The following is a 25,247-nucleotide window of genomic DNA, read 5'->3' on the forward strand; positions in this document are numbered from 1 at the left end:
TCCCGTGCGATCCCTGCCGTGCCGCCCGGAACGCACCCCGCCGCGGTTCCGCTTCCCGCTCCCCCGGCACGCCGGGTGGCCCGCGCGCCACGGAAAGTCGCCGTCCCGTCCCCCTGCCCGCGGGGCCGCGCCATGCGGGAGAATGGCGTTCCGTGAACCGCCAACCGCGCCTCCTCGCCCGTGTCGTCCTCCTGACCGGGCCCTCCGGTTCCGGCAAGTCCTCCCTCGCCGCCCGCACCGGCCTGCCCGTCCTGCGTCTCGACGACTTCTACCGTGAGACCGGCGACCCGGCCCTGCCCCGGCTCCCGGACGGCAGCGGCACCGACTGGGACTCACCGCTCTCCTGGGACGCGGACGCGGCGGTCGCCGCGGTGACGGCGCTGTGCCGCACCGGCCGGGCGGCCGTCCCGGTGTACGACATCGCGACGAGTTCGCGGACGGGCGAGGAGACCCTCGGCATCGGTGACGCGCCCCTGTTCGTCGCGGAGGGCATCTTCGCCGCCGACATCATCGGACGCTGCCGCGTGGAAGGGGTGCTGGCGGACGCCCTGTGCCTGCACGGCCGGCCGTCCACCACCTTCCGTCGGCGGCTGCTGCGGGATCTGCGGGAGGGCCGCAAATCCGCTGCCGTCCTGCTGCGGCGGGGTTGGCGGCTGATGCGGGCCGAACGCGGCATCGTGGCCCGGCAGTCGGCGCTGGGCGCCCACCCCTGCGGCCGGGACGAGGCCCTGGCCCGGATCACGGCGGCCGCGGCGGACCGCGTCCCGGCCGCCGGGCGTGCCGTCTCCCCCGGGACCGCCACCGTTCCCGCCCCGCGTCCGGCACCGGCCCGTTCCGTGGCCCCGGCGGGCCCGGCCGGCCCGGGAGCATAGGGGCGTTCACCCTGCGGGCGTCCGCCGGAGCGCGGTGACGGCACCGGCGGGAGCGGGCACGGCCTCACGCGCCCGGCGATGCCGGGCAGCGGAGCGCAGGCGGGCACCGGACGGCGGGGCCGTCGGCCGATCGCGCCCCGGCGCCACGGAAACACCGAGCACGGAGGCACAGAGGCACAGGACGCAGGGACACGGGGACACGGGAACACGGGAACACGGGAACACGGGGACATGACGAAGCGGGACCGAACAGACCCCCCGGCCGCTCGGTCCCGCCTCTTCCACCACTCCCCCGAGTGGTGGCCCCCGTCGCCCTGCCCGTCCCCCGAGGGGCAGGCCCCCCTTGCTCCCCCGTGCTGTTCCCCCGTGTCCCCCGCTCCCCCGCGTCCCGCCGGCGGCACCCCCGCCGCCGGGGGTTCTCAGGCGACCAGTTCGCCGAAGGACTCCTCCTCGTCCCGGCCGAAGCTGAGCGCCTCGTCCTCGCGCAGCCGGCGCAGCGAGCGCCAGATGCTGCTCTTGACCGTCCCGACGCTGATACCGAGGATGTCCGCGATCTCCGGGTCGGTGCGGCCCTCGTAGTAGCGCAGCACCAGCATCGTGCGCTGGAGTTCGGGCAGCCGGGCCAGCGCCTGCCACAGCACGGCGCGCAGTTCGGTGCCGCGCATCGCGTCGTGGTCGCCCGCCGTCTCCGGCAGTTCCTCGGTCGGGTATTCGCTGAGCTTGCGCCGGCGCCAGGCACTGATGTGCAGGTTCGTCATGGTGCGCCGCAGATATCCGCCCACGGCGGCCTTGTCGGTGATCCGTTCCCAGGCGCGGTAGGTGGAGAACAGGGCGCTCTGCAGCAGATCCTCCGCCTCGTACCGGTCGCCGGTGAGGTGGTAGGCCGTCGCGTACAGGGAGGCGCGGCGCTCCCGGACGTAGGCGGTGAACTCCGCCTCGGGCACGTCGTGCCGTTCCCCCGGCGCCGCCCCGTACGGGCCGGCGCCGTGCCGGGGGCCACCCCCGCCGCTTCCCGTGACCGCGCCGGTCACCGGCGTGTGTTTCTGCTGCCGGCTCTGGCGCCCGGTGCCGCGAGCGCACCCCCGCCCGCTCACGGCACCGGACTTCTCTCCCCCGGGCTCCGCCCGGTCCCGTCCGAGGACCCGGCCGGCGGCGTGCAGGCGCGTGACAACTGCGCTGGTGGATCCGGTGTGCAGTGTGTTCATCCCGCGCCCCCCGTCGGTGGAGCCTGCTGACGTCCGTTGGCTGTCCGGGCCGTTCTCCCCCGCCCGGTGCACACAAGATTGCAGGCGCAGTTTCATCGCCCTGTCCGCCGCCTGTCACAGCCGTGTCACAGGGATCCACGGGGCAGTAACCCCGGGGCCGGACCGAGTCGGGATCGTTCGGCCCTCGAACTATCGGCCCTCCGTGGGACAGAATGACCAACGTGCCTTTTCTGTTGCTGATCGAGGACGATGACGCCATCCGTACGGCCCTCGAACTCTCCCTGTCACGCCAGGGCCACCGTGTGGTGGCCGCGGCGACGGGCGAGGACGGGCTGAAACTGCTGCGCGAGCAGCGGCCGGATCTGATCGTGCTGGACGTGATGCTGCCGGGGATCGACGGCTTCGAGGTGTGCCGCCGGATCCGCCGCACCGACCAGCTCCCGATCATCCTGCTGACCGCGCGCAGCGATGACATCGACGTGGTGGTGGGCCTGGAGTCCGGGGCGGACGACTACGTCGTCAAGCCCATCCAGCCGCGGGTCCTCGACGCCCGGATCCGGGCCGTGCTGCGGCGCGGGGAGCGGGAGAGCAACGACGCGGCGGTGTTCGGCAGCCTGGTCATCGACCGGTCGGCGATGACGGTCACCAAGAACGGCGAGGACCTGCAGCTCACCCCCACCGAGCTGAGGCTGCTGCTGGAGCTGAGCCGCCGGCCCGGACAGGCGCTGTCCCGGCAGCAGTTGCTGCGGCTGGTGTGGGAACACGACTACCTGGGCGACTCCCGGCTGGTGGACGCCTGTGTGCAGCGGCTGCGCGCCAAGGTCGAGGACGTGCCGTCCTCGCCGACCCTGATCCGCACGGTGCGGGGCGTGGGCTACCGGCTGGATTCCCCGCAGTGACCCGACCCTCCGGCCGGGTGCGCGGCTGGGCCTCCGGCCTGCTCCGGCTGACCAGCCTGCGGCTGCGGCTCGTGGTCGTCTTCGCGCTGGTCGCGCTCACCGCCGCCGTGTCCGCCTCCGGCATCGCGTACTGGCTGAACCGGGACGCCGTGCTCACCCGCACCCAGAACGCCGCCCTCAACGACTTCCGCCAGTCGCTCGCCGACAACACCGGCTCGCTGCCGCTGCGCCCCCGGTGCGACCAACTGCGGGACGCCGCGGAGCGCATGGCGGACAGCACCCAGCGCTACGAGGTCGTCCTGGTCGACCGGGACCGGGACGACAGGTCCTGCGCCGCGGTGTCCCACGCGGGCGGTTTCACACTGCGGACGGTGCCGGGGCCGCTGCGGACGGCGGTCAACGAGGAGCGCCCGGCCGATGTGGGCGACGGGCTGCCGTACCACCTGTACTGGCAGCGGATCACCCTGGACGGCGATCCGTATCTGGTCGGCGGGGCCAAGGTCATCGGCGGCGGGCCCACCGGCTACATGCTGAAGTCGCTCTCCACGGAGCGGGACGACCTCAACTCACTGGCCTGGTCCCTGGGTATCGCCACCGCGCTGGCGCTGGTCGGCTCGGCGCTGCTCGCGCAGGCGGCGGCCGGCACCGTGCTGCGGCCCGTGCAGCGGCTCGGGGACGCGGCGCGCCGGCTCGGCGAGGGCAAGCTCGACACCCGGCTGCAGGTTTCCGGGACGGACGAACTGGCCGACCTCTCCCGGACGTTCAACGGCGCCGCCGCCTCCCTGGAGAAACGGGTGGCGGAATTGAGCGCGCGGGAGGCGGCGAGCCGCCGCTTCGTCGCCGACATGTCGCACGAGCTGCGCACACCGCTGACCGCCATCACCGCCGTCACGGAGGTGCTGGAGGACGAGACCGACAACCTCGACCCGATGATCGCCCCCGCCGTACGGCTGGTGGTGGACGAGACCCGGCGCCTCGGCGACCTCGTGGAGAACCTCATGGAGGTCACCCGCTTCGACGCCGGCACCGCGCGGCTGGTCCTCGACGACGTGGACGTCGCCGACATGATCACCGCCTGCATCGACGCCCGCGCCTGGCTCGACGCCGTCGAACTCGACGCCGAGCGCGGCATCGTGGCGCGCCTCGACCCGCGCCGGCTGGACGTCATCCTGGCCAACCTCATCGGCAACGCCCTCAAGCACGGCGGGTCGCCGGTGCGGGTCACGGTCCGCCCCGAGGACTCCTGGCTGACCGTCGAGGTGCGGGACCACGGGCCGGGCATCCCCGAGGACGTCCTGCCGCACGTCTTCGACCGCTTCTACAAGGCGAGCGCGTCCCGGCCGCGTTCCGAGGGCAGCGGCCTGGGGCTTTCCATCGCCCTGGAGAACGCCCACATCCACGGCGGCGACATCGCGGTCGCCAACCACCCCGACGGCGGCGCCGTCTTCCGGCTGCGCCTCCCGATGGACGCCGCCGGCACCGGAACGGACGAGCACGAGCACGGACACGAGCACGAGCACGGACAGGACAGCGCGTGATACCCGCCACCCCGACACCGGCCCCGGCGGCCGGAGCCCGCCGCCCGCGCGGCCCGCTGGCCGCCGCTCTGGCGGCCCTCGTCCTCGTGGGCGGCACGGGCTGCGGCATCCGCGGCACCTCCGTCCCCGTGGACGCGGGACCCGCCCCCTCCCGGGTGTCCTGCCGGGTCTCGGGCGACCCCACCTCCGTACCGGACTCCGGCAAGGACGCACGGACCGGCGTCTACCTGGTGTGCAGCGCCCAGCTCGTGCCGGTGCAGCGGGTCGTGCCCCGCACCGGCGGGCGGACGGAGGAGGACCGGCTGCGCTGGGCCCGGGCCCTGCTCACGGAGCTCCAGACCCCGCCCTCCCGCGCCGAGGACGAGGGCGGGTTCTCCAGCGAGGTGCCCGACGGCCTGGAGGTCGGGACGCCGCGGGACGGGGACCCCGGCACCGCGCTCCGCCTGAGCCGCATCCCGGACGAGCTCCCGGCCTACGCGCTCGCGCAGCTCGTCTGCACCTTCGCGGGCACCGCGGCCGTCGCGGGGGACGAGTCCGTCGTCCTCGGCGGACCGGGCGACGACCCGCTGAAGCGTTTCCGGTGCACGGAGGAACTGCGCGCCCGGCCGGAGGCGGCACAGACGACGGGCGTGCCGGTGACGTGAGCGCGGTCCCGGCCCGGCCCCGGGCGGACGCCCGGCCACCGCGGCGGCGCACGGTGCGCCGGCGCAGGGAGGCGGACGGCGTGACGGGACACGGGCCGCGGGACGGAGCGCACCGTGCCGGAACGGGCCGTGCCGGAAAGGGGCCCGGTGACGGAGCAGGCCGTGTGACGGGCGCAACAAGACGCCCCGGTCCGGCCGCCGGAACCGCGCGGGCCCGCCGCCGCGTCCTCCCCCGCGTGCAGCGTCATGGCTGCGGCGCCCGTGCCGCCTTCCGCTTCCGCGCGACGGGACTCGTCCTCCTGCTCGCCCATCTGCTGTACGTGGCGTGGACCGCGCTGCGCCCGCCGACGCTGCCCTGGGTGACCGCCGCGCATCTGCGGCCGCTCGCGACGATCCGTGCCGAACTGGCCCTCGGTCTCTGGCCCGCCGTCCAGCATCTCGGCGGAGCCCTGCTGCTGCTGGCGCCGCTGGGCGTCCTGCTGCCCTGGGCGGCCGGGCGGCTGGAGGCACCGCTGCTGGCCTCACTCACCCGCACCGTCTTCACCGGCGTCATGGTGTCGCTCGGCCTCGCCCTGCTCCAGACCAATTTGTCGGGCCGCACCCTGGACGTGGACTCCCTGGCGCTGCACACCCTGGGCATCGCCCTGACCCACCTGGCCCTGGTGCCGGTGCTCCGGGGAGGGCTGCGGCGGCTGTGCGAACAGGCCCGCCGGTCGTCACCGGGCGTGCCCGCCTCATCGCGGGATCCCCGCGGTCCGGGCCTCCCCCCGGCGGAGGAGGCGTCTCAGGGGGCGGCCCTGAGGATTCCCGGGGTCGGTACGGCCCCCTGGGCGGATGTTTCATCCCCTTCATGGGCATACGGTCGGGATATCGCACGACATCCTCGACGGCTCACGAAGGAGTCCTCATGAGCGCCTTGGTCCGCCCCCGTGACGACCGCATGATCGGTGGGGTGTGCGCCGCACTGGCGCGGCGCTTCGGCACCACCCCGACCACGATGCGGGTGATCTTCCTGGCCTCGTGCCTGCTGCCGGGCCCGCAGTTCCTGCTCTACCTGGCGCTGTGGGTGTTCCTGCCGTCCGAGGGGAGCCACGACCGGAAGGCCTGGTGACTCACCCCGGCGGGGCGGCACCGGCGGCACCGCCGCAGGGCCGCCGCGCCGCCGGGCCGCCGGGCATGGGGCACACGAACACGTCGAGGAGGGGGCGCCCACCCGTGAACCCGGGTGTGCGCCCCCTCCTCGCCGTGTCGCTGTTGTTCCGCCCGCTCGCCGCCTCGCTGCCGTCCGGCCCCGGGTGTGCGGGCCGGCCGCCCGGGCGTGCGGGCCGGCGGGTCAGAGCGACAGGCCCCCGAGCAGCCGGCCGAGCATGCCACCCGCCGCGTTGTGGCCCGGAGCGTCCTGCGCGGGCAGGGTGCGGGCCGGCGCGGCCTGACCCCGCGCGGGAGCCATCGGCATGGTCCGGCCCTGCGCGGGACGGGCCGGGGCGGCCTGACCCCGCGCGGGAGCCATCGGCATGGTCCGGCCCTGCGCGGGACGGGCCGGGGCGGCCTGACCCTGCGCGGGGCGGGCCGGCGCGGCCTGACCCTGCGCGGGAGCCGCGGGCGCGTTCATGCCGGGAGCCGCCTCAGGGCTCCGAGCACTTCCGTGCTCGCCGTGGGAGGCGAGGCGCGCGGTGTCGGAGCTGTCGTTCCTCCACTGGTCGCCGCCGTGACGGCCGTGGTGGTGGCCACTCTTGTGACCGTGGTGGTGGCCGCCCTTGTGGTGCTCGCCCTTGTGCCCCTTGCGGTGCTCGCCCTTGTGACCGTGGTGGTGGCCACCCTTGCGGTGCTCGCCCTTGTGGCTCTTGCGGTGCTCGCCCTTGTGACCGTGGTGGTGGCCGCCCTTGCGGTGCTCGCCCTTGTGCCCCTTGCGGTGCTCGCCCTTGTCGTGGTGGCAGCCACCGCACTCCCCGTCGTTGCGGTCACGCGCGGTGCGGTCGGCTCCTGCGGTGTCGTCCGCCATGAGGCCACCGCTCTGCTGCGGGGCCTGGCGGGTGGTGGGCGCCATGGGGTCGGTCGGCGTGGCCGCGGCGGCGCCGGCAGCGGCGACGGCGAAGCCGACACCGAGCACGGCGGCCCGGAAGATCCGGGAGGTTACCTGCTTCATCGACATACATCCTCTGCTGGGGGGAGGTGGTGCGATTCGGCGGACGCACAGAGCCCTGTTCACACGCTCCGCCACCGAATGCATGCGCAAAGTAGCCACCCGCAGGGACGGCCGCAATCAACGGCCGGGCGCGTCGGCCGGGCGACCCCCGCATGTCCTCCGCCCGGCGGGGCGGGGCCGCACGCCCCGTCCCCGGGCCGGACCCCCGGGCCGGACCGGCGGACCCACCACCCGACGCCCCGTCGGACTCAGGCGCTGCCGCCCGTTTCACGGAAGAGCCACTCGGACTTCAGCTCGGCGTAACCGGGCTTGATCACATCGTTGATCATGGCGAGCCGTTCGTCGAACGGGATGAAGGCGGACTTCATGGCGTTCACCGTGAACCACTGCATGTCGTCGAGGGTGTAGCCGAACGCCTCCACCAGCCGCTCGAACTCGGTGCTCATGCTCGTCCCGCTCATGAGCCGGTTGTCGGTGTTGACCGTGGCGCGGAAGCACAGTTCCCGCAGCAGCCCGATGGGGTGTTCGCGGTACGACTCGGCAGCGCCCGTCTGGAGGTTGGAGGTCGGGCACAGCTCCAGCGGGACGCGCTTGTCGCGGACGTATGACGCGAGCCGCCCGAGCTTGACCGTGCCGTCCCCGGCGACCTGGATGTCGTCGATGATGCGGACGCCGTGACCGAGCCGGTCGGCCCCGCACCACTGGAGCGCCTGCCAGATCGACGGCAGGCCGAACGCCTCGCCCGCGTGGATGGTGAAGTGGTTGTTCTCGCGCTTGAGGTACTCGAACGCGTCGAGGTGGCGGGTGGGCGGGAAGCCGGCCTCGGCGCCCGCGATGTCGAAGCCGACGACGCCCAGGTCGCGGTAGCGGTTGGCGAGTTCGGCGATCTCCAGGGAGCGGGCGGCGTGCCGCATGGCCGTCAGCAGGGCGCCGACGCGGATGCGGTGCCCGTTCTCCCGGGCCCGGCGCTCGCCCTCACGGAAGCCCTCGTTGACGGCCTCGACGACCTGCTCCAGGCTGAGCCCGCCGGTGAGGTGCTGCTCGGGCGCGTAGCGGACCTCGGCGTAGACGACGCCGTCGGCGGCGAGGTCCTCGGCGCACTCCGCGGCCACCCGGAAGAGCGCCTCACGGGTCTGCATGACGGCGCAGGTGTGGGCGAAGGTCTCCAGGTAGCGCTCCAGGGAGCCGGAGTCCGCGGCCTCGCGGAACCAGCGGCCGAGCGCGGCGGGGTCGGTCTCCGGCAGGCCGTCGTAGCCCTGCTCGGCGGCGAGTTCGACGACGGTGGCGGGGCGGAGGCCGCCGTCGAGATGGTCGTGGAGCAGGGCCTTCGGGGCACGGCGGATCTGGTCCGCGTCGGGGGTCCTGCCTCGGGTCTGGTTCGTCGTCTCCGTCATCTCCGTACTCTAACTCCTACGCGCGTAGATCACTCCGCCGCGCCCGCCGGCGGGGCCGCACCCGGGGGGCGCGGTGATGGATGCCGAACGGTGACCTTTCCGTGCGGTGGAGTACACCCGGACGTCTGCCAAGGTTCTGTCATGGCTCAGCAAGCAGTGCCGGCGCGGGGCGCCCGGTTGGGACGGGCGGTGGGGACGACCGGGCGGAGAACGGCGGTGAGCGGGGCCGTACTGATGCTCGCGGACGGTCCGCCGGAGGGCACGGGGCGGCCGTCCCCGGTAATGACCGCGGCCGTGCTGCCGCTCGCCCGCCACCTCGCCCGGGCCGGGCACGACGACGGGCTCGTCGTCCACGGCGTCCGCTACCGCTGTCGGGGCTGGAACGGTTCCGCGGCCGATCCGGCGGAGGACGCCGCCTGGGCCGTCGACGAAGTCGTCCGGCGCTACGGCGACATACCCGTCTGCCTCGCCGGGACGGGCATGGGCGCCCGCGCCGCGCTGCTCGCCGCGGGCCGGCCGGGGGTCAACTGTGTGCTGGCGCTTGCCCCATGGCTGCCGGCGGAGGCAAAGAACGCCCCGGACCCCGACCCCGTGAAGCAACTCGCGGGGCGCCGGGTGCTGTTGGTGCACGGGACGAACGACGAGCGGGCCGACCCCGAGCAGTCCTACCGCTACGCGCAGCGCGTCAAGAAGGCCAACCGCGACGTCTGCCGCTTCGAAGTCCACTCGGACGGGCACCGGCTGCAGCAGCACCGCTCCGAAGTCCGTGCTCTGGCAGCGGACTTCACCCTGGGGTCGCTCTTCGAGCGTGGTTTCTCCCGGCCGGTGGAGGACGCACTGGCTGCCCCGCCGCCGCTGGGGCTGCGGATGCCTCTCGCGGTGGGGTTCAGGGCGGTGCCGACCGGGTCGCGGACGGGGCGCCTCGGGCGGGGGTGAGGCCGGGCCCTCGTTCCCCCCGGACGGGCTCGTTCCCGCGGACGGGAACGCGGTTCCCCTGGCGGGACGGGCGGTCCCCGGCGGGACGGGCGATCCCCGCCCGGGCAAGACCCAAGACCCCACGGCGGGGCGCGCATTCCCGTCGGCCGGGGCGGGACGGGGTGAGGTCCGGCGGGGTGGGGCCCGGCAAGGTGAAGCCCGGCGAGGCGGGGCCCGGCAAGGTGAAGCCCGGCGAGGCGGGGCCCGGCAAGGTGAAGCCCGGCGAGGCGGGGCCCGGCAAGATGAGGCCCGGCGAGGCGGGGCCTGACCAGGCGGGGCCCGGCGGGGATGCCACCGTGCTCCGCCCCGACGGCCCGGGGTGCCCTCGTCGTCCACCCCGTCCACCCCGTCCACCCCGTCCACCCCGTCCTGCTGCCCCTCCCCCGCGGCCACCGCAGCCCTCCTGCCGCCGCGGCTCCCGCGGCCGCCGCGGCTTTCACGCCCGCCCCCGCGGGGACCGCCGCCCGCGCAGGCCCCGCCCACGCATACGGAGGAGCACACCTCAGCGGGGCAGGAGACGACCGCGGCGGGAGAGGAGGAACCGTTTGAAGGCCGCGACCGGGGGTGTGTCCGGATGGCCGTCGAGCCAGGCCACTCCGATCTCCCGGACCGCCCGCGGCGCCGTGACCGCCAGCTCCGCCACCCCCGGCCTCGGTACCGCCGGTGGCGGCAGCAGCGCCACGCCCAGGCCCGCGGCCACCAGCCCCCGCAGGGTCTCCGCCTCCTCCCCCTCGAACGCCACCCGCGGTCTGAAGCCCGCCTCCGCGCACAGCGCGTCGGTGATGAGGCGCAGCCCGTACCCCGGTTCCAGCGTGACGAAGACCTCCTCGGCCGCCTCCGCGAGCCGCACCCGCTTGCGGCGGGCCAGCCGGTGGCCGTCCGGGACCACCAGCCGCAGCCGCTGCTCGTCCAGCCGCCGGGCCACCAGGTCCGGGGCGTCCGGTACGGGCGCGGTGAGGCAGAGGTCCAGTTCGCCCGCGCGGAGCCGTTCGAGCATCGCCTCCCCGTAGTTCTGGACGAGCTGGAAGCGGACCCGGGGATGGTCGGCGCGGAAGGCCCGGATGAGGCCCGGCACGGTCTCCGGGCCGAGCGTGTGGAGGAAACCGAAGGCGACCTTGCCGGCGGCCGGATCGGCGTCGGCCCGTACCGACTCGGCGGCGCGCTCCACCTCGGCGAGGGCCCGTTCGACGGAGCGGAGGAACGTGCGGCCCGCGGGGGTGAGCGACACGGTGCGGCCGTGCCGGGCGAGGAGCGCGACCCCGAGGTCCCGCTCCAGCCGGACCATGGCGCGGCTGAGCGTGGACTGCGGTACGGCGAGCTCCTCCGCCGCCCGCGTCACATGCTCGTACCGGGCGACGCCCGCGAACTGGGCGAGCCGGGGGGCGAGCAGCGCCGGCCAGGAGCCGGCCTCCAGCCCGGCGGCGGCTGCGATCTCCCCGGCGGAAGTGCCTCCGGCTGTCACCGGCATGTCTTTTTCGTTCCTGTTCGGTGACACGCGCGCCTCTCAGCTCCCGTCATGCTGCAGTGCATCGCTTTTCCAGATTCCATGCATTGGACGCATTAAAGCGCGCGTGCCTACGGTCCCGGTATGTCTCCTGCCGATACCGGGGCGTCCGCCGTGATCCGCGCGGGCGCCGCCGACCCGACGTCCCCGACGTCCCCGACGTCCCCGTCCTCCCCGTCCTCCGCGGGCTCCCCGTCCTCCCCGGGCTCCTCCGCGGCGCGCGCCGCTGCCGGGGCCGGCGGCGATGCCGGGGCCTCCTCCGATGCGGACGCCACCCGGCTCCGCCCCGGCGGCCCCGGTTACCGGCGGCTCAGCCTCGCCCTGTTCGCCGCCGGTGTGGCCACCTTCGCCCTGCTCTACTCCACGCAGGCGCTGCTCCCCGCCATCTCGGCCGATCTGCGGGTCACGCCCGACGCGGCGAGCTGGACCGTCTCCGGCGCCACGCTCGGGCTGGCGCTGGCGGTGCTGCCGCTGAGCGCCCTCTCCGAGCGCTTCGGGCGGCGGGCGCTGATGACGGGTTCGCTGACGGTCGCCGCGCTCCTCGCGCTGGCGGTGCCGTTCGCCCCGGATCTCGGCACGCTCGTGGTGCTCCGCACCCTCCAGGGCGTGGCCCTCGCCGGGCTGCCCGCCTCCGCGATGGCCTTCCTGGCCGAGGAGGTCCGGGCGAAGGCGCTGGTCGGGGCGGTCGGGCTGTTCGTCGCGGGCAACAGCATCGGCGGCATGTCCGGCCGGATCGTCACCGGCTGGGTCGCCCAGCTGTGGGGCTGGCGGGCGGCACTGGGCGCGCTCGCCCTGCTGGCGGTGGTCTGCACGGCCGTCTTCCGGCTGCTGGTGCCGCGGGCCCGGCACTTCACCCCCGTCAAGGCCGGTCCGCGGGCCCTGCTGCGGACCGTCGGCGGGCATCTCTCCGATCCGCTGCTGCGCCGGCTGTACGCGATCGGCGCCCTCTTCATGACCGTCTTCGGCGCGGTCTACACGGTGATCGGCTACCGGCTGGCCGACGAGCCGTTCGGACTGCCCCAGGGCGTCGCGGGCTCGGTGTTCCTGGTCTACCTGGTGGGCACGGTGGCATCCACCGCGGCGGGCCGTCTCGTGGCCCGGCTCGGGCGGCGCGGCGCGCTCTACGCCGCGGTGGTGACGACGGCGGCGGGGCTCCTGGTGAGCCTGGCCGACGCGATCGCGGCGGTGCTCGCCGGGCTGGTGCTCGTCACGGCGGGCTTCTTCACCGGCCACGCGGTGGCCTCGTCCTCCGTCAGCCGGTCGGCGCGCACGGGCCGGGCGCAGGCCTCGGCGCTGTACCAGGCGGCGTACTACGTGGGCTCCAGCGCGGGCGGAGCGGTGGGCGCCCTGGCGTACCACGCGGCGGGCTGGCCGGGCACGGTGGCCCTCGGGCTGCTGGCCGTCGTCGCGGCGGCGGGCATCACGGTGTACGCGACCCGCAGGGCCCTGGCGGAGCGCCGCTGCCGGGCGGCGCACCCGGCGGTGTACGCGCGGTCCTGAGGGTGGGGAGGCGCAGGGGACTCCTCGCCTGCCTCCCCTTGGAGGTGGCGGCGAGGAGGCCCCTGCTCGTGCCGCGGATATGAGAGCCGCGCTCAGTCCACCGGGAAGACACCCGTGTCGATGGTGAGGCCGAACGGCTCGGGCAGCCCGATCTCCTCGCCGTACTCGACCGACGCCAGCAGACGGTACGTTCCGCTCTCCGGCCGCCCGTACAGCGTCGCCGTCGGCGTCCCGGAGTGCCACGGGTCCAGCAGCAGGTACAGCGGGACGCCCGCCCGCGCATAGCCGTGCACCTTGCTGATTCTGTCGTGGTTGGCATTGCCGCTGGAGGTGATCTCCACGACCAGCTCCGCCTCGTCGGCCGGTACGGCGTGGCCGGGGCGCTTCATGGACTCCAGAGGGATCACGGCCAGATCGGGAATGTACAGTCCCGACCGCTCGGGCACGGACAGTCCCTGGGTCTGGAAGATCTCCCAGTTCTCCGGGAGCACTTGGTAGAGCATGCGCTGCAGCTTGGCGGCGGTGGCGTTGTGCATGTTGCCCGGCGGCGGTGACACGGTGATGATCCCCTCGATGATCTCCACCCTGCAGCCCTCGGGGGCGTCCGTCTCCTTCCAGAAGCGGACGAGGTCGTCCCACTCGTAGCCGTTGCCGGACTGGTGGTCGACGGTGAGTGCGCTCACGGCGGTCTCCTCAATCGGTGCGTCACCGATCCCAGCATGCCGAAAGGGACCGGTGCGGGTCCACCGGTCCCCTTCACCCGTACGGGGCGGGGTGGGGCCCAGCCCCTGTACGGGCGGTCTTGCCGGGCCGGGAGGCGACCGGCGGCGTGTCCCGCGCGCCGGGCCTCCCGGGGCCGTGTCAGGCGTCTGAGGCGTCCGCGGCGATGCGCTCCAGCACGATCGGCGACGGCTCGTGCGGCGGGCCCGGGGGCCGCACGGCCACCGCGTCCTCCAGGGCCTCGACGGCGTAGCCGAAGCGCTCGGGGGTGTCGGTGTGCAGGGTCAGCAGCGGCTGCCCCGCCGTGACCTCCGCGCCCGGCTTGGCGTGGATCTCGATGCCCGCCGCGTCCTGCACCTGGTCCTCCTTGCGGGCGCGGCCCGCGCCCAGGCGCCAGGCGGCGACGCCGACCGCGTAGGCGTCGAGAGCGGTGAGCACGCCCGAGGCGGGGGCGGTCACGACGTGCTGCTCGCGGGAGACGGGCAGCGGCGCGTCCGGGTCGCCGCCCTGGGCCGTGATCATGCGGCGCCAGTGGTCCATGGCGGAGCCGTTGGCCAGCGCCGCGGCCGGGTCGGCGTCCGGCAGTCCGGCCGCGTCGAGCATCTCGCGGGCCAGCGCCAGGGTCAGCTCGACCACGTCCGCCGGGCCGCCGCCCGCCAGCACCTCCACCGACTCCCGGACTTCGAGGGCGTTGCCCGCCGTCAGTCCGAGGGGCACCGACATGTCCGTGAGCAGGGCGGTGGTCCGTACGCCGTGGTCGGTGCCGAGGCCGACCATGGTGGTGGCCAGCTCGCGGGCGTCGGCGAGGTTCTTCATGAACGCGCCGGAGCCCACCTTCACGTCCAGCACCAGGGAGCCCGTGCCCTCGGCGATCTTCTTGGACATGATCGAGGCGGCGATCAGCGGGATCGCCTCCACGGTGCCGGTGACGTCGCGCAGCGCGTACAGCTTCTTGTCGGCCGGGGCGAGCCCGTCGCCCGCCGCGCAGATGACGGCGCCGACGTCCCGGAGCACGGCCATCATCTCGGCGTTGGACAGCGACGCCCGCCAGCCGGGAACCGACTCCAGCTTGTCGAGCGTGCCGCCGGTGTGGCCGAGGCCGCGGCCGGAGAGCTGCGGCACGGCGGCGCCGCAGGCGGCGACCAGCGGCGCGAGCGGGAGCGTGATCTTGTCGCCCACGCCGCCGGTGGAGTGCTTGTCGGCGGTCGGGCGGGGCAGCGCGGAGAAGTCCATCCGCTCACCGGAGGCGATCATCGCGGCGGTCCAGCGGGCGGTCTCCGCGCGGTCCATGCCGTTGAGCAGGATCGCCATGGCGAGCGCGGACATCTGCTCGTCCGCGACGGTGCCGCGGGTGTAGGCGTCGATGACCCAGTCGATCTGGGCGTCGGTCAGCCGGCCCTTGTCGCGCTTGGTCCGGATGACGGAGACGGCGTCCATGGGTTCCATCACTGCGCACCTTCCGCTGTGCCGTGCTGTTCGGCGCCGGTGGCCTGCTGTTCGGCGCCGTTGGCGTGCTGTTCGGCGCCGTTGGCGTGCTGTTCGGCGCCGTTGGCCTGCTGTTCGGCGCCGTTGGCGTGCTGTGCCCCGCCGGAGCCGTTCCGTCGCCCGTCCGGGCGGCTGCCGTGGCGGGCGAGGTCGTCCGCGCCGAAGGCGTCGGGCAGCACCTCGCTCATCGGGCGGACACCGGACGGGGTGTCCACGAGCAGCTCCGGGCCGCCGTGCTCCCACAGCAGCTGCCGGCAGCGGCCGCACGGCATCAGCCGTTCGCCGTCGCGGCCGCAGCAGGTGAAGGCCGTGAGCCGGCCGCCGCCGCCCGCGACGAGGTCCGAGATCAGGCCGCACTCGGCGCACAGCGCCACCCCGTAGGCGGCGTTCTCCACATTGCAGCCGGTCACCGTGCGGCCGTCGGCCACGAGGGCGGCGGCACCCACGGGGAAGCCGGAGTACGGGGCGTAGGCCCGGGACATGACGTCCCGGGCCGCGCCGCGCAGGGCTTCCCAGTCGGTTTCCCGAGCGGGGGCAGCGGTCACTTACTTGCCCTGGCCTTTCTGGTAGGTCTTGCCGATGGCCTTGGGGACCCGCAGCCGCTGGGCGGCGAGCGCGAGCACCAGCAGGGTGGCGACGTACGGGGTGGCCTCGACGAACTCGCGCGGCACCGTCTCCGTGAAGGCGTACCAGAGGACGAGCAGCACCGCGAACACCGCGCTGATCGCGGCGGTGCGGCGGCTGGTGGCCCGCAGCTTCCACAGCGTGACGGCGACCAGCAGCACCACGGCCAGCAGCAGCAGCGCGTGGACGGTGTCGCCGCCGCCGCGGAGCTGGAGGCTGTCCATGAAGCCGAACAGGCCCGCGCCCATCGCGACACCGCCCGGCCGCCAGTTGCCGAAGATCATCGTGGCGAGACCGATGTAGCCGCGCCCGCCGGTCTGGCCGTCGGAGTACATGTGCACCTCGATGGCCATGAAGGCCCCGCCGAGGCCCGCGAGTCCGCCGGAAACCAGCAGCGCCGCGTACTTGTACGTGTAGACGTTGACGCCCAGCGACTCCGCGGCGGTCGGGTTCTCACCGCAGGAGCGCAGCCGCAGGCCGAAGGAGGAGCGCCACAGGACGAAAAAGGTGCCGACGAAGAGCCCCGCGGCGACCAGGGTCAGCCAGGAGACGTTCGTGGTCAGGCCGCGGAGGATGCCCGCGGCGTCGGAGAGCAGGAACCAGTCCTTCTTCTCCAGCGTGCCCAGCCAGTCCGAGAGCAGGGGGACCGAGAACCGCGACATGTTCTCCATCGGCGGCGACTGCTTGTCGTTGCCGCCCGCGGCGGCCGCCGCGGAACCCTCGGCGCCGAACAGCAGCTTGGCGAGGTACTGGGTGACGCCCAGCGCCAGGATGTTGATCGCCACACCGGAGATGATGTGGTCCACCCCGAAGGTGACGGTGGCGACGGCGTGGATCAGACCGCCGAGGAGACCGCCGATGACGCCGGCCAGCGCGGCGGCCCACGGCCCGTACTGGTAGCCGGCCCAGCCGGCGCAGAAGGTGCCGAGCATCATCATGCCTTCGAGGCCGATGTTGATGACGCCCGAGCGCTCGGCCCAGAGCCCGCCGAGACCGGCCAGGCCGATCGGCACCGCGGCGATCAGCGCGCCCCCGTACTGGCCGGAGGAGGTGAGGTCGCCCGCGCCGGTCCAGGCGCGCAGGACGGAGAGGAGCAGCAGCACCCCGGAGATGACCAGCAGGACCACCGGGTACGACAGCCTGCGGCGCTCCGGTTTGCCGTCCTGCTTCCCGTTCCGGCTCCCGTTGCCGCCGCCGCGTCCCTTCGCGACCGCGGCTGTGAGGTTCGTGCTCACGCGGACACCTCCGCCTTCTCGGTCTTCCCGTTGTCCCGGGCCTCGGCGGCGAGGCGTTCGCCGACCTTGCGCTGCTGGGTCCGCAGTCCGTAGCGGCGGACGACTTCATAGGCGATGACGACGCAGAGGACGATCACGCCCTGCATCACGCCGACGATCTCCTGGGCGTAGCCCTCGAATTCGAGCCGGCCGCCGGTGCGCTCCAGGAAGCCCCAGAGCAGCGCGCCGAGTCCGATGCCGACGGGGTGGTTCCGGCCGAGCAGGGCGATGGCGATACCGGTGAAACCGATGCCGTTGGGGAAGTCGGTGCCGTAGTTGTACGACTCGCCCAGCAGCGTCGGCATGCCGACCAGGCCCGCCACGAGGCCGGAGAGCAGCATGCTGGTGACGACCATGCGGCCGACGCTGACGCCGCCGGCCTGCGCGGCCGACTCGGAGCGGCCGACGGTGCGCAGGTCGAAGCCGAACCGGGTGCGGTTCAGCAGGAACCAGTACAGGGCTCCGGCGATCACCGCGACGACGATGAACCCGTTGACCGGGGCCTGCCCGGTCGGGATCTCGAAGAAGCGCGCGGACTCGGGGATCGGCTCGGTGTGGATGATGTTGCCGTCGCGGACCGCGAGCCGGCCGTCCTGGAGGAAGTAGCCGATGATCGCGCCGGCGATGGCGTTCAGCATGATGGTGCTGATGACCTCGCTGACACCGCGGGTGGTCTTCAGCAAGCCGGCGATGCCCGACCAGAGCGCGCCGACCATCATCGCGACGATCATGATCACCGGGATCTGGACGATGCCCGGCAGCGCCAGCGCCCCGCCGACGACCGCGGCGAAGAAGGCGGCGATGCGGTACTGGCCGTCCACACCGATGTTGAAGAGGTTCATCCGGAAGCCGATGGCGACGGCCAGCGCGGACAGGAAGTACGGGATCGCCTTGTTGATGATGACGATCTGGCTGTCGCTCTTGGAGCCGTAGTCGACCATGATCGAGAAGGCCCGGAACGGGTTGTCCCCGGTCGTCAGGAAGATCAGCGAGGTGATGACCAGGGCCGCGACGATGGCCAGCAGCGGGGCGGCGACGCCGAGGCCCACCCGGTGCCAGTCGACGGCCGCCCGCGGCCCGGCCGCCGGGGCGGCGGTCCCTCCGGACCCCTGGGGGGCGGGGGTGATGGTGCTCATGCCTTGTCCTCCCCACGGGTCTCGCGCGGGTCGCCGTCACGGTCGGAACGGTCGGCGGACGGCTGCAGGGTGCCGCTGGCGGCGCCGGTCATGGCCGAACCCAACTCCTCGGGGGTGATGGTCGCGGGGTCGGCGTCGGCGACCAGGCGGCCGCGGAACATCACCCGCAGGGTGTCGGAGAGGCCGATCAGCTCGTCGAGGTCGGCGGAGACCAGGAGCACGGCCAGGCCTTCGCGGCGCGCCGCCCGGATCGCGTCCCAGATCTGCGCCTGGGCACCGACGTCCACGCCCCGGGTGGGGTGCGCGGCGATCAGCAGCTTGGGGCCGTGGCTCATCTCGCGGCCGACGATCAGCTTCTGCTGGTTGCCGCCGGAGAGGCTGGCCGCGGTGACGTCGATGCCGGGGGTGCGGACGTCGTACTCCTGGACGATCCGCTGGGTGTCGGCGCGGGCGGCCTTGATGTCGAGCAGACCGCCCCTGCTGTTGGGGCGTTCGGTCACATGGCCGAGGATGCGGTTCTCCCAGAGCGGGGCCTCCAGCAGCAGGCCGTGCCGCTGCCGGTCCTCGGGGATGTAGCCGATGCCGTCCTCGCGGCGCCTGCGGGTGGGGGCGTGGGTGAGGTCGTCGCCGTCCAGCACGACGGTGCCGCCGTCGGGTATCCGCATGCCCATGACGGCCTCGACCAGTTCGGCCTGGCCGTTGCCCTCCACCCCGGCGATGCCCAGCACCTCGCCCCGGTGGATGGTGAAGGAGACGTCGTCGAGCACCGCCCGCACCACGCCGTCGGGGTCGGTGGCCGACAGGCTGAGGGAGTCCACCGTCAGCATCGGGACGCCGGTGACCGTGGACTCGCGGGTCTCCGGCGAGGGGAGTTCGCTGCCGACCATCAGCTCGGCGAGCTGCTTCCGCGTCACGTCCGCCGGCTTGACCGAGGCGACGGTGGTGCCGCGCCGGATGACGGTGATGTCGTCGGCGACGGACAGCACCTCGCCCAGCTTGTGGGAGATGAAGATGACGGTGAGGCCCTCGGCCTTGAGCTCGCGCAGGTTGTCGAACAGCGCGTCGACCTCCTGCGGGACGAGGACGGCCGTGGGCTCGTCGAGGATGAGCGTGCGGGCGCCGCGGTAGAGGACCTTGAGGATCTCCACGCGCTGACGGTCGGCGACGCCGAGGTCCTCGACGAGGACGTCGGGGCGGATGCCCAGGCCGTAGGCGTCCGAGATCTCCATGATCCGGGCGCGGGCCCGGCCGGAGATGCCGTGCAGCTTCTCGGCGCCGAGGACGACGTTCTCCAGGACCGTGAGGTTGTCGGCCAGCATGAAGTGCTGGTGCACCATGCCGATGCCGCGGGCGATGGCGTCGCCGGGGCTGTGGAAGGCGACCTGCTCGCCGTCGACGGAGATGGTCCCCTCGTCCGGCTTCTGCATGCCGTAGAGGATCTTCATCAGGGTGGACTTGCCGGCGCCGTTCTCACCGACGAGTGCGTGGACGGTGCCGCGGCGGACGGTGATGTCGACGTCGTGGTTCGCGACGACGCCGGGGAATCGCTTGGTGATGCCGTGCAGTTCGACCGCGGGGGCGCCGGCGGGGGCGCTCTCCGCCCGTGAACTGCTGCTGGACGCTTTGATGGCGCACTCTCCTCGGTGAAGGGAGCGGGACGGGGGCGCCGGCCGGGACCGGCAGGACGGGACGGGAGGGACACACGCGTTCGGGGGGACAGTAGCGAAGCTACCCCGCCCCACCATGCTACGCGCGTAGCATCCGGTCCGTACCCGGGCCCGGAGAAGGTTCGGACCTTCTCCGGGCCCGGGGTCCCGGGGCGGGACCGGGTGTCAGCGCTTGGGCTGCTCGTCGACCTTGACCTCGCCGCTGACGATCTTCTCCTTGGCGGCGTCGATCTTCGGCTGGATGTCGTCGATGAAGCCGCCGGAGGTGGCGAGGCTGACGCCGTCCTCCTTCAGCGTGTAGGCGTTGACGCCGGTCAGCGGCTTGCCGTCCTCAACGCTCTTGATGAGGTCGAAGACCGCCACGTCGACGTTCTTCACCACGGACGTCATGATCGAGTCCTTGTACTTCGCCAGACCCGGCTGCTGGTACTGGTCGGAGTCGACGCCGATCGCCCAGGTGCCCTTCTTGCCCGAGATGGCCTCGATCGAGCCCGCGCCGGACTGGCCGGCCGCAGTGTAGATCACGTCGATGCCACGGTCGAGCATGCCCTTGGCCTTCGCCTTGGCGGCGGCCGGGTCGTTGAAGCCCTTGTCGTTGTTCGGGTAGAGGTACTCCGGGAAGACCTCGATGTCCTTCTTGGTGTCCTGCGCGCCCTGGACGAAGCCGGCCTCGAACTTCTGGATGAGCGCGTTGTTCACGCCGCCGATGAAACCGACCTTGCCGGTCTTGGACTTGAGCGCGGCCGCGACTCCGGCGAGGTAGGAGCCCTCGTGCTCGGAGAAGACCATGCTGTCGATGTTCTTGCCCTCGGACACGGAGTCGACGACGCCGAACGTGGTGTCCGGGAACTGCTTGGCGACCTTCTCGATCGACTTGCCGTAGTTGAACCCGACGCCGATGACCGGGTTGTAGCCCGCCTCCGCGAGAGAGGACAGCCGCTGCTCGCGGTCGGCCTCGGTCTCGTTGTTCTTGGCCGTCATCATCTTGGCGTCGACGCCCAGCTCGTCCTTGGCCTTGTCGACACCGCGGGCCGCCGACTCGTTGAACGAGTGGTCGTCGCGGCCGCCCACGTCGAAGGCGAGGCCGACGCCCTTCTCCTTGCCGCCCGACTCCGTCGAGGACTCACCGCAGGCGGCGGTGGTGAGTATGAGGGCCGCGGAGGCCATACCCGCGGCAGCGATCTTGGTTACCCGGCGCACGAGGACTTCCCCTTAGGACGAGCGCTGTTGTGCGGCGCTGTGTAGGACGAGCGCCTGGCAACGGCGCTGGTTTTTCGCATCGTAACGCGCGTAGATGCCGGGAAAACACCTCTTCCGCAGCCGTTATCGGATCGACGCGAAGCGGTGCCGGCCGGCAGGTGGACGGCGCGTTGCGCGGCTACGGACGGTGCCCGTCCAGCAACGCGGCGGCGGTGAACAGCTCGACGCCGACCCGGATCGCCTCCTCGTCGACGTCGAAGTCCCCGCAGTGCAGATCGCGCCGCGAGGTGTCCCCGATCCGGCGCACGCCGAGCCGGGCCATGGCCCCCGGGACCCGCTCCAGATACCAGGAGAAGTCCTCCCCGCCCAGGCTCTGTTCGGTGTCCTCCACCGCGTCCGCCCCCCGGCGCGCGGTCATCGCGTCGGCCAGCAGTTCGGTGGCGCCGTGCTCGTTGACCACCGGCGGCACCCCGCGGACGTAGTTGATCTCCGACTTGGCCCCGCCGAGGGTGGCGATCTCGTCGATCGCGGCGTGCACCAGGTCGGGCGCCGCCCGCCAGGCCGGCAGGTCGAGGCAGCGGACCGTGCCGGACAGCTCGGCGTGCTGCGGGATGACGTTGCAGGCGTGCCCCGTCTCCAGCCGGCCCCAGGTCACGACGAGCCCGGAGCGGGTGTCGACCCGGCGGGAGAGCAGAGCGGGCACCTCGGTGGCCACCTTCGCGGCCGCCGTCACCAGATCGGTGGTCAGATGCGGGCGCGCGGTGTGCCCGCCCGGGCCGTCGAGGGAGATCTCCAGCCGGTCGCAGGCCGAGGTGATCGGGCCCGTGCGCAGACCGATCCGGCCCACATCGACCCGCGGGTCGCAGTGCACCGCCAGGATGCGGCCGACCCCCTCCAGAACACCCGCCTCGATGGCGTCGGGGGCGCCTCCGGGCAGCACCTCCTCCGCGGGCTGGAAGATCAGCCGCACCGGATGCGGCAGCCGGCCCTCCCGGGCCAGCCCGGCGAGGACCAGGCCGGCACCGAGGACGACCGTGGTGTGCACGTCGTGGCCGCAGGCATGGGCGCGGTGCGGGATCGTCGAACGGTAGGGCACCGTCTTGGTGTCCGGGATCGGCAAGGCGTCGATGTCCGCCCGGAACGCCAGGACGGGGCGGTGCGGAGCCGGCGCGGGAGCGGCCGCGAGCGGGCCCGGGCCGGTGTCCGGGGCCGGAGCCCCGCCGGGGGCCGGGGTGCCGTCCGGGGCCGGGGCGCCGTCCGGGAGCGGGGCGCCGTCCGGGAGCGGGAGGGAACCGATGTCGCAGACGAGCCCGGTGCCGGCCGGAAGCACTCTCGGGGCGAGACCGGCGTGCTCCAGCCGCGCCTTGATCGCGGCCGTGGTGCGGAACTCCTGGTTGCCGAGCTCCGGGTGCATGTGGAGATCCCGGCGGAACGCGACGAGCTCGGCGAAGAGGGAGTCGGACAGGGTGCCGGGCATCCGGGGGCCGCCGGCGGCGATCCGGGCGGACACGGCCGCCGCCGTGGGTACCGCTCCGGATCCCGGAGCGGGGGGTTCCGCGGTGCCGTCCGCGGACAGCTCGGCGTCGGGCTGGGGGGACATCACATGGTTCACCCTGTGCAGGGTACGGCCGTTGCGGCTGCCGACGCCTCTCGATCACCAAAAGTTCAACCCGTCAGGGGAAGAAAAAACGACCCCGGGCCGCATAACCGCAGCGTCCGGGGGGTAGCCAGCTCTGATGCCCACGCGCGAGTCCCTGCCCGGCATATGAGATCGCCGGGTGGCCGGTGGCGTTTCCGCACCGGGACCACCGCGTTTCCGCACCGGGCACGGTGTTTCCGCACGGGGACCCCCGCCGCCGTCCCCCCGGATTCCCGTCGTCGCGCGGTCGACGGCCGCCGCCCGGCCCGGCTCACTGCCCCGCCGACGGAGCCGATCGCAGCCGGTGCACATCGCGGGCCGTGCCGGTGACCACCGCGAGAAAGCCCTCGGCCCGGGGTGAGGCACCCTCCGTCAGCCATGCGGGGTCGATGTCGCAGGCCGACACCCGCACCTCCGTACCCGCGAGCGCGAGCGGCAGCGTGTGGAGCACCGTGGAGGGGAAGCTGACGACGCTGCGCCCGATGGGGCCCCGGCGTGCTATCAGCTCCAGCGGCAGCTCGGGCCGGACGATCTCCAGCCCCGCCTCCTCCGCCAGCCGGTGCAGTTTCTCCGTGCTCTCCCGGCGGTGGGCGAAATAGCGGGTGGCGCCGTGCTCGCGGGCCAGGGCCGTGACGGCGCGGAGATAGTGCTCCGTGTCGACCACACCCGTCTCGGCCAGGTTGGTGCCGACGAGGTCGGCGCCCCGGGTGAGCGCGGGCGGGCCGAAGCGGCGCCGCGTCCAGGCGAAGTCGTTCGCGCGGAGGGTCATGCCGTCCGGCGCCTCGACGGGCATCGAGCTGAACACCTCGACGGACCGGCCCGCGCCCGGGGTGAACCGTCGGCGGGCGGCGGCCGAGACCGGCGCGTACACGGCATCGCGTACTCCTCCGATGCCGCCGCTGCCGCTGCGGTGCCAGCGCACCAGGCGTTCGCCACGGGCCAGTTGGGCGACGAACTCCATGGTGGCCGTCCCGTCGTCCACGACGACGAGTTCCGGCGCGCGGCTGAGCGCCAGCAGCAGTTGTACGTAGCGCGAGAACGGATCGCCGATGACGACCCGGCGCGCGCGCCGGAGCGCGCCGGAGAGCGACGCCACGGTGCGCAGTGGAGCCGACGCGCCGCCGCGCGCGTCCTCCCAGCGCACGCCGACCCCTTCCTCGCGGGCAAGTTCGGCCATCCGCCGCAGCTGGCCGCGGGTCATGGGGTCGTTGTTGGACAGCACCACCACGGTGACCCCGGCCGGCCCGCCCGCACCCCGGCCGATGTGCGCGTGCAGCCACTCCAGGACGTTCAGCAGCTGAACGGGGCTTTCGACGAAGGCGAGCGTGTCCCCGCTGCCGGGCCCGGCCGGTTCCGTGGCGGCACGCCGGCCGGTCCGGCGGCGGAGTGCGCGGGGGCGCTCCGCCACCGGACCCGGCCGGCCGTCACGGGAGCCGCGGCCGGCACCGCCCGCGAGACCGCCCGCCACGCCGTCCGCCGCCCCGTCCGTCCCGCCGTCCGTCCCGCCGTCCGTACGGGATCTGCTCACCGCGGATGACCTCTCCGTCTCAGACCGCTGCGGGCTCGCGGTCGGCGCCCTCGGCGACGACCCCGGCGACCCGGCGCAGCTTCTTCATGGGGCCGAGCTCGCTCTCGTAGACCTTCTTGACGCCGTCACCGAGGGCCTCCTCCACGACGCGGATGTCGCGGACCAGCCGCTGCAGGCCCTGCGGCTCCACGGAGGCTGCCTGGTCGGAGCCCCACATGGCCCGGTCGAGGGTGATGTGCCGCTCGACGAAGCAGGCGCCGAGGGCGACGGCGGCGAGGGTGGTCTGCAGACCCGTCTCGTGGCCGGAGTAGCCGATCGGCACGTTCGGGTACTCGGCCTGGAGCGTGTTGATCACGCGCAGGTTGAGCTCCTCGGCCTTCGCCGGGTAGGTGCTGGTGGCGTGGCAGAGCAGGATGTTGTCGCTGCCGAGCACCTCCACCGCGTGCCGGATCTGCTTCGGGGTGGACATGCCCGTGGAGAGGATGACGGTACGGCCGGTGGCGCGCATGGCGCGCAGCAGGTCGTCGTCGGTCAGCGAGGCGGAGGCCACCTTGTAGCAGGGGACGTCGAACTTCTCCAGGAACGCGACGGACTCCTCGTCCCACGGGGAGGCGAACCAGGCGATGTTGCGCTTCTTGCAGTGCTCGTCGATCTGCCGGTAGCCGTCCTCGTCGAACTCGACGCGGTGCCGGTAGTCGATGTACGTCATGCGGCCCCAGGGGGTGTCGCGCTCGATCTCCCACTGATCGCGCGGGGTGCAGACCTCGGGGGTCCGCTTCTGGAACTTGACGGCGTCGCAGCCGGCGTCGGCGGCGGCGTCGATCAGCGCGAACGCGTTCTCCAGGTCACCGTTGTGGTTGATGCCGATCTCGCCGGTGACGTACACGGGCTGGCCCGGTCCGGCGAGGCGGTCACCGAGGGTGCGAAGACGGGACGTGGTGCTCATCAGGAAGATCCTCTTTTTCGGGGTTCTCGGGGTTCTCGGGGTTCTCGGGGCTCTGGGGGTGCTGCGGAACGTTCCGGAGCGCCGTGGGGCGTCGCGGGCGTTCCGCGGGTACGGGCCCCGAGCGGGCGGGCGGGCGGCCGGTCCGGTGCGGATCGGCCGGACGGGATCTGTGGGGACGTCGGGTCGGGTCGGGTCAGTCGGGTCGGGTCTGTTCGTGCGGTCCTGTGCCAGGTGGTGCCGGTCTCGCGGCGGTGCCGGTCTCGCGGCGGTGCCGGTCTCGCGGGTGGTCCGTGGGGTGCTGCCGGGTGGTCGGTGGGGCGGGCGGCGGTGGGGCGTGGACGGGGGCGGTGC

General features: G+C 73.5%; 21 protein-coding genes and 1 pseudogene. 8 read left to right on the forward strand and 14 right to left on the reverse strand.

Features of this window, described 5'->3' with window-relative positions; translation table 11 throughout:
* Positions 1-152 precede the first annotated feature (152 nt).
* Positions 153-872, forward strand: coding sequence for an ATP-binding protein (locus KBZ10_RS23065; protein ID WP_210989616.1), 720 nt, complete (start codon positions 153-155; stop codon positions 870-872).
* Positions 873-1,291: 419 nt separating this feature from the next.
* Here the strand turns inward: KBZ10_RS23065 and KBZ10_RS23070 are convergent, their stop codons facing one another.
* Positions 1,292-2,077, reverse strand: coding sequence for a SigE family RNA polymerase sigma factor (locus KBZ10_RS23070; RefSeq protein WP_210989617.1), 786 nt, complete (start codon positions 2,075-2,077; stop codon positions 1,292-1,294).
* Between the two features lie 221 nt (positions 2,078-2,298).
* On the opposite strand from KBZ10_RS23070, the gene afsQ1 reads away from it, so the two are divergent.
* The 5 genes from afsQ1 (at position 2,299) to KBZ10_RS23095 (ending at position 6,269) form a co-directional block, all read left to right on the forward strand.
* Positions 2,299-2,976, forward strand: coding sequence for a two-component system response regulator AfsQ1 (gene afsQ1, locus KBZ10_RS23075; protein ID WP_210989618.1), 678 nt, complete (start codon positions 2,299-2,301; stop codon positions 2,974-2,976).
* Complete coding sequence (locus KBZ10_RS23080) at positions 2,874-4,514, forward strand: HAMP domain-containing sensor histidine kinase (protein ID WP_210989641.1); 1,641 nt, start codon at positions 2,874-2,876, stop codon at positions 4,512-4,514. Before afsQ1 ends, KBZ10_RS23080 begins: the two co-directional genes overlap by 103 nt.
* Positions 4,511-5,158: a hypothetical protein gene (locus tag KBZ10_RS23085; protein ID WP_307847565.1), complete on the forward strand. Its 648-nt coding sequence runs from the start codon at positions 4,511-4,513 to the stop codon at positions 5,156-5,158. The genes KBZ10_RS23080 and KBZ10_RS23085 overlap by 4 nt, the downstream gene beginning before the upstream one ends.
* Positions 5,159-5,394: 236 nt before the next feature.
* The gene (locus KBZ10_RS23090) at positions 5,395-6,069 is read left to right on the forward strand and encodes a VanZ family protein (protein WP_210989619.1); all 675 of its coding nucleotides are present in this window, start codon (positions 5,395-5,397) and stop codon (positions 6,067-6,069) included.
* On the forward strand, positions 6,066-6,269 hold the full coding sequence (locus tag KBZ10_RS23095; protein ID WP_210989620.1) for a PspC domain-containing protein: 204 nt from the start codon (positions 6,066-6,068) through the stop codon (positions 6,267-6,269). The genes KBZ10_RS23090 and KBZ10_RS23095 overlap by 4 nt, the downstream gene beginning before the upstream one ends.
* 222 nt (positions 6,270-6,491) lie before the next feature.
* Here the strand turns inward: KBZ10_RS23095 and KBZ10_RS23100 are convergent, their stop codons facing one another.
* Together KBZ10_RS23100 and KBZ10_RS23105 are read right to left on the reverse strand one after the other, a co-directional pair.
* On the reverse strand, positions 6,492-7,304 hold the full coding sequence (locus tag KBZ10_RS23100) for a hypothetical protein (protein ID WP_210989621.1): 813 nt from the start codon (positions 7,302-7,304) through the stop codon (positions 6,492-6,494).
* A gap of 248 nt (positions 7,305-7,552) precedes the next feature.
* Positions 7,553-8,698 (reverse strand): adenosine deaminase, encoded by a 1,146-nt coding sequence (locus KBZ10_RS23105; RefSeq protein ID WP_210989622.1) that lies wholly within the window; start codon positions 8,696-8,698, stop codon positions 7,553-7,555.
* 141 nt (positions 8,699-8,839) lie between these two features.
* On the opposite strand from KBZ10_RS23105, the gene KBZ10_RS23110 reads away from it, so the two are divergent.
* Positions 8,840-9,634, forward strand: coding sequence for a prolyl oligopeptidase family serine peptidase (locus KBZ10_RS23110; protein WP_210989623.1), 795 nt, complete (start codon positions 8,840-8,842; stop codon positions 9,632-9,634).
* A gap of 541 nt (positions 9,635-10,175) precedes the next feature.
* On the opposite strand, the gene KBZ10_RS23115 is transcribed toward KBZ10_RS23110, so the two are convergent.
* Positions 10,176-11,141 carry a LysR family transcriptional regulator gene (locus KBZ10_RS23115; RefSeq protein WP_210989624.1) on the reverse strand — a complete coding sequence of 322 codons (966 nt, stop codon included), beginning with the start codon at positions 11,139-11,141 and terminating at the stop codon, positions 10,176-10,178.
* Between the two features lie 120 nt (positions 11,142-11,261).
* Between KBZ10_RS23115 and KBZ10_RS23120 the strand changes: the two genes are divergently transcribed.
* On the forward strand, positions 11,262-12,677 hold the full coding sequence (locus KBZ10_RS23120; RefSeq protein WP_210989625.1) for an MFS transporter: 1,416 nt from the start codon (positions 11,262-11,264) through the stop codon (positions 12,675-12,677).
* Positions 12,678-12,769: 92 nt separating this feature from the next.
* Here KBZ10_RS23120 and KBZ10_RS23125 read toward each other — a convergent pair whose 3' ends face one another.
* The 10 genes and pseudogenes from KBZ10_RS23125 to KBZ10_RS23170 form a co-directional block, all read right to left on the reverse strand.
* Positions 12,770-13,360 carry a Uma2 family endonuclease gene (locus tag KBZ10_RS23125; protein WP_210989626.1) on the reverse strand — a complete coding sequence of 197 codons (591 nt, stop codon included), beginning with the start codon at positions 13,358-13,360 and terminating at the stop codon, positions 12,770-12,772.
* Positions 13,361-13,538: 178 nt separating this feature from the next.
* Entirely contained in the window at positions 13,539-14,834 is a 1,296-nt protein-coding gene (locus tag KBZ10_RS23130; RefSeq protein WP_210989643.1) for a thymidine phosphorylase, read from the reverse strand.
* A 188-nt stretch (positions 14,835-15,022) separates the two neighbouring features.
* A pseudogene (locus tag KBZ10_RS23135) lies at positions 15,023-15,364 on the reverse strand (cytidine deaminase); the annotation flags it as partial.
* A gap of 63 nt (positions 15,365-15,427) precedes the next feature.
* Positions 15,428-16,741, reverse strand: coding sequence for an ABC transporter permease (locus tag KBZ10_RS23140; RefSeq protein WP_210989627.1), 1,314 nt, complete (start codon positions 16,739-16,741; stop codon positions 15,428-15,430).
* Entirely contained in the window at positions 16,738-17,916 is a 1,179-nt protein-coding gene (locus KBZ10_RS23145; protein WP_210989628.1) for an ABC transporter permease, read from the reverse strand. Before KBZ10_RS23145 ends, KBZ10_RS23140 begins: the two co-directional genes overlap by 4 nt.
* The gene (locus tag KBZ10_RS23150) at positions 17,913-19,661 is read right to left on the reverse strand and encodes an ABC transporter ATP-binding protein (protein WP_210989629.1); all 1,749 of its coding nucleotides are present in this window, start codon (positions 19,659-19,661) and stop codon (positions 17,913-17,915) included. The genes KBZ10_RS23145 and KBZ10_RS23150 overlap by 4 nt, the downstream gene beginning before the upstream one ends.
* An 87-nt stretch (positions 19,662-19,748) precedes the next feature.
* On the reverse strand, positions 19,749-20,783 hold the full coding sequence (locus tag KBZ10_RS23155) for a BMP family protein (protein WP_210989630.1): 1,035 nt from the start codon (positions 20,781-20,783) through the stop codon (positions 19,749-19,751).
* Positions 20,784-20,961: 178 nt separating this feature from the next.
* Positions 20,962-22,383: an amidohydrolase gene (locus tag KBZ10_RS23160; protein WP_210989645.1), complete on the reverse strand. Its 1,422-nt coding sequence runs from the start codon at positions 22,381-22,383 to the stop codon at positions 20,962-20,964.
* A 310-nt stretch (positions 22,384-22,693) separates the two neighbouring features.
* Positions 22,694-23,830: a hypothetical protein gene (locus tag KBZ10_RS23165; protein WP_210989646.1), complete on the reverse strand. Its 1,137-nt coding sequence runs from the start codon at positions 23,828-23,830 to the stop codon at positions 22,694-22,696.
* A 139-nt stretch (positions 23,831-23,969) separates the two neighbouring features.
* On the reverse strand, positions 23,970-24,896 hold the full coding sequence (locus tag KBZ10_RS23170) for an N-acetylneuraminate synthase family protein (RefSeq protein ID WP_210989631.1): 927 nt from the start codon (positions 24,894-24,896) through the stop codon (positions 23,970-23,972).
* Positions 24,897-25,247: the final 351 nt, after the last annotated feature.

Origin of the sequence: Streptomyces sp. F63 (assembly GCF_018070345.1) — a bacterium.
In the GTDB taxonomy this organism is placed as follows: domain Bacteria; phylum Actinomycetota; class Actinomycetes; order Streptomycetales; family Streptomycetaceae; genus Streptomyces.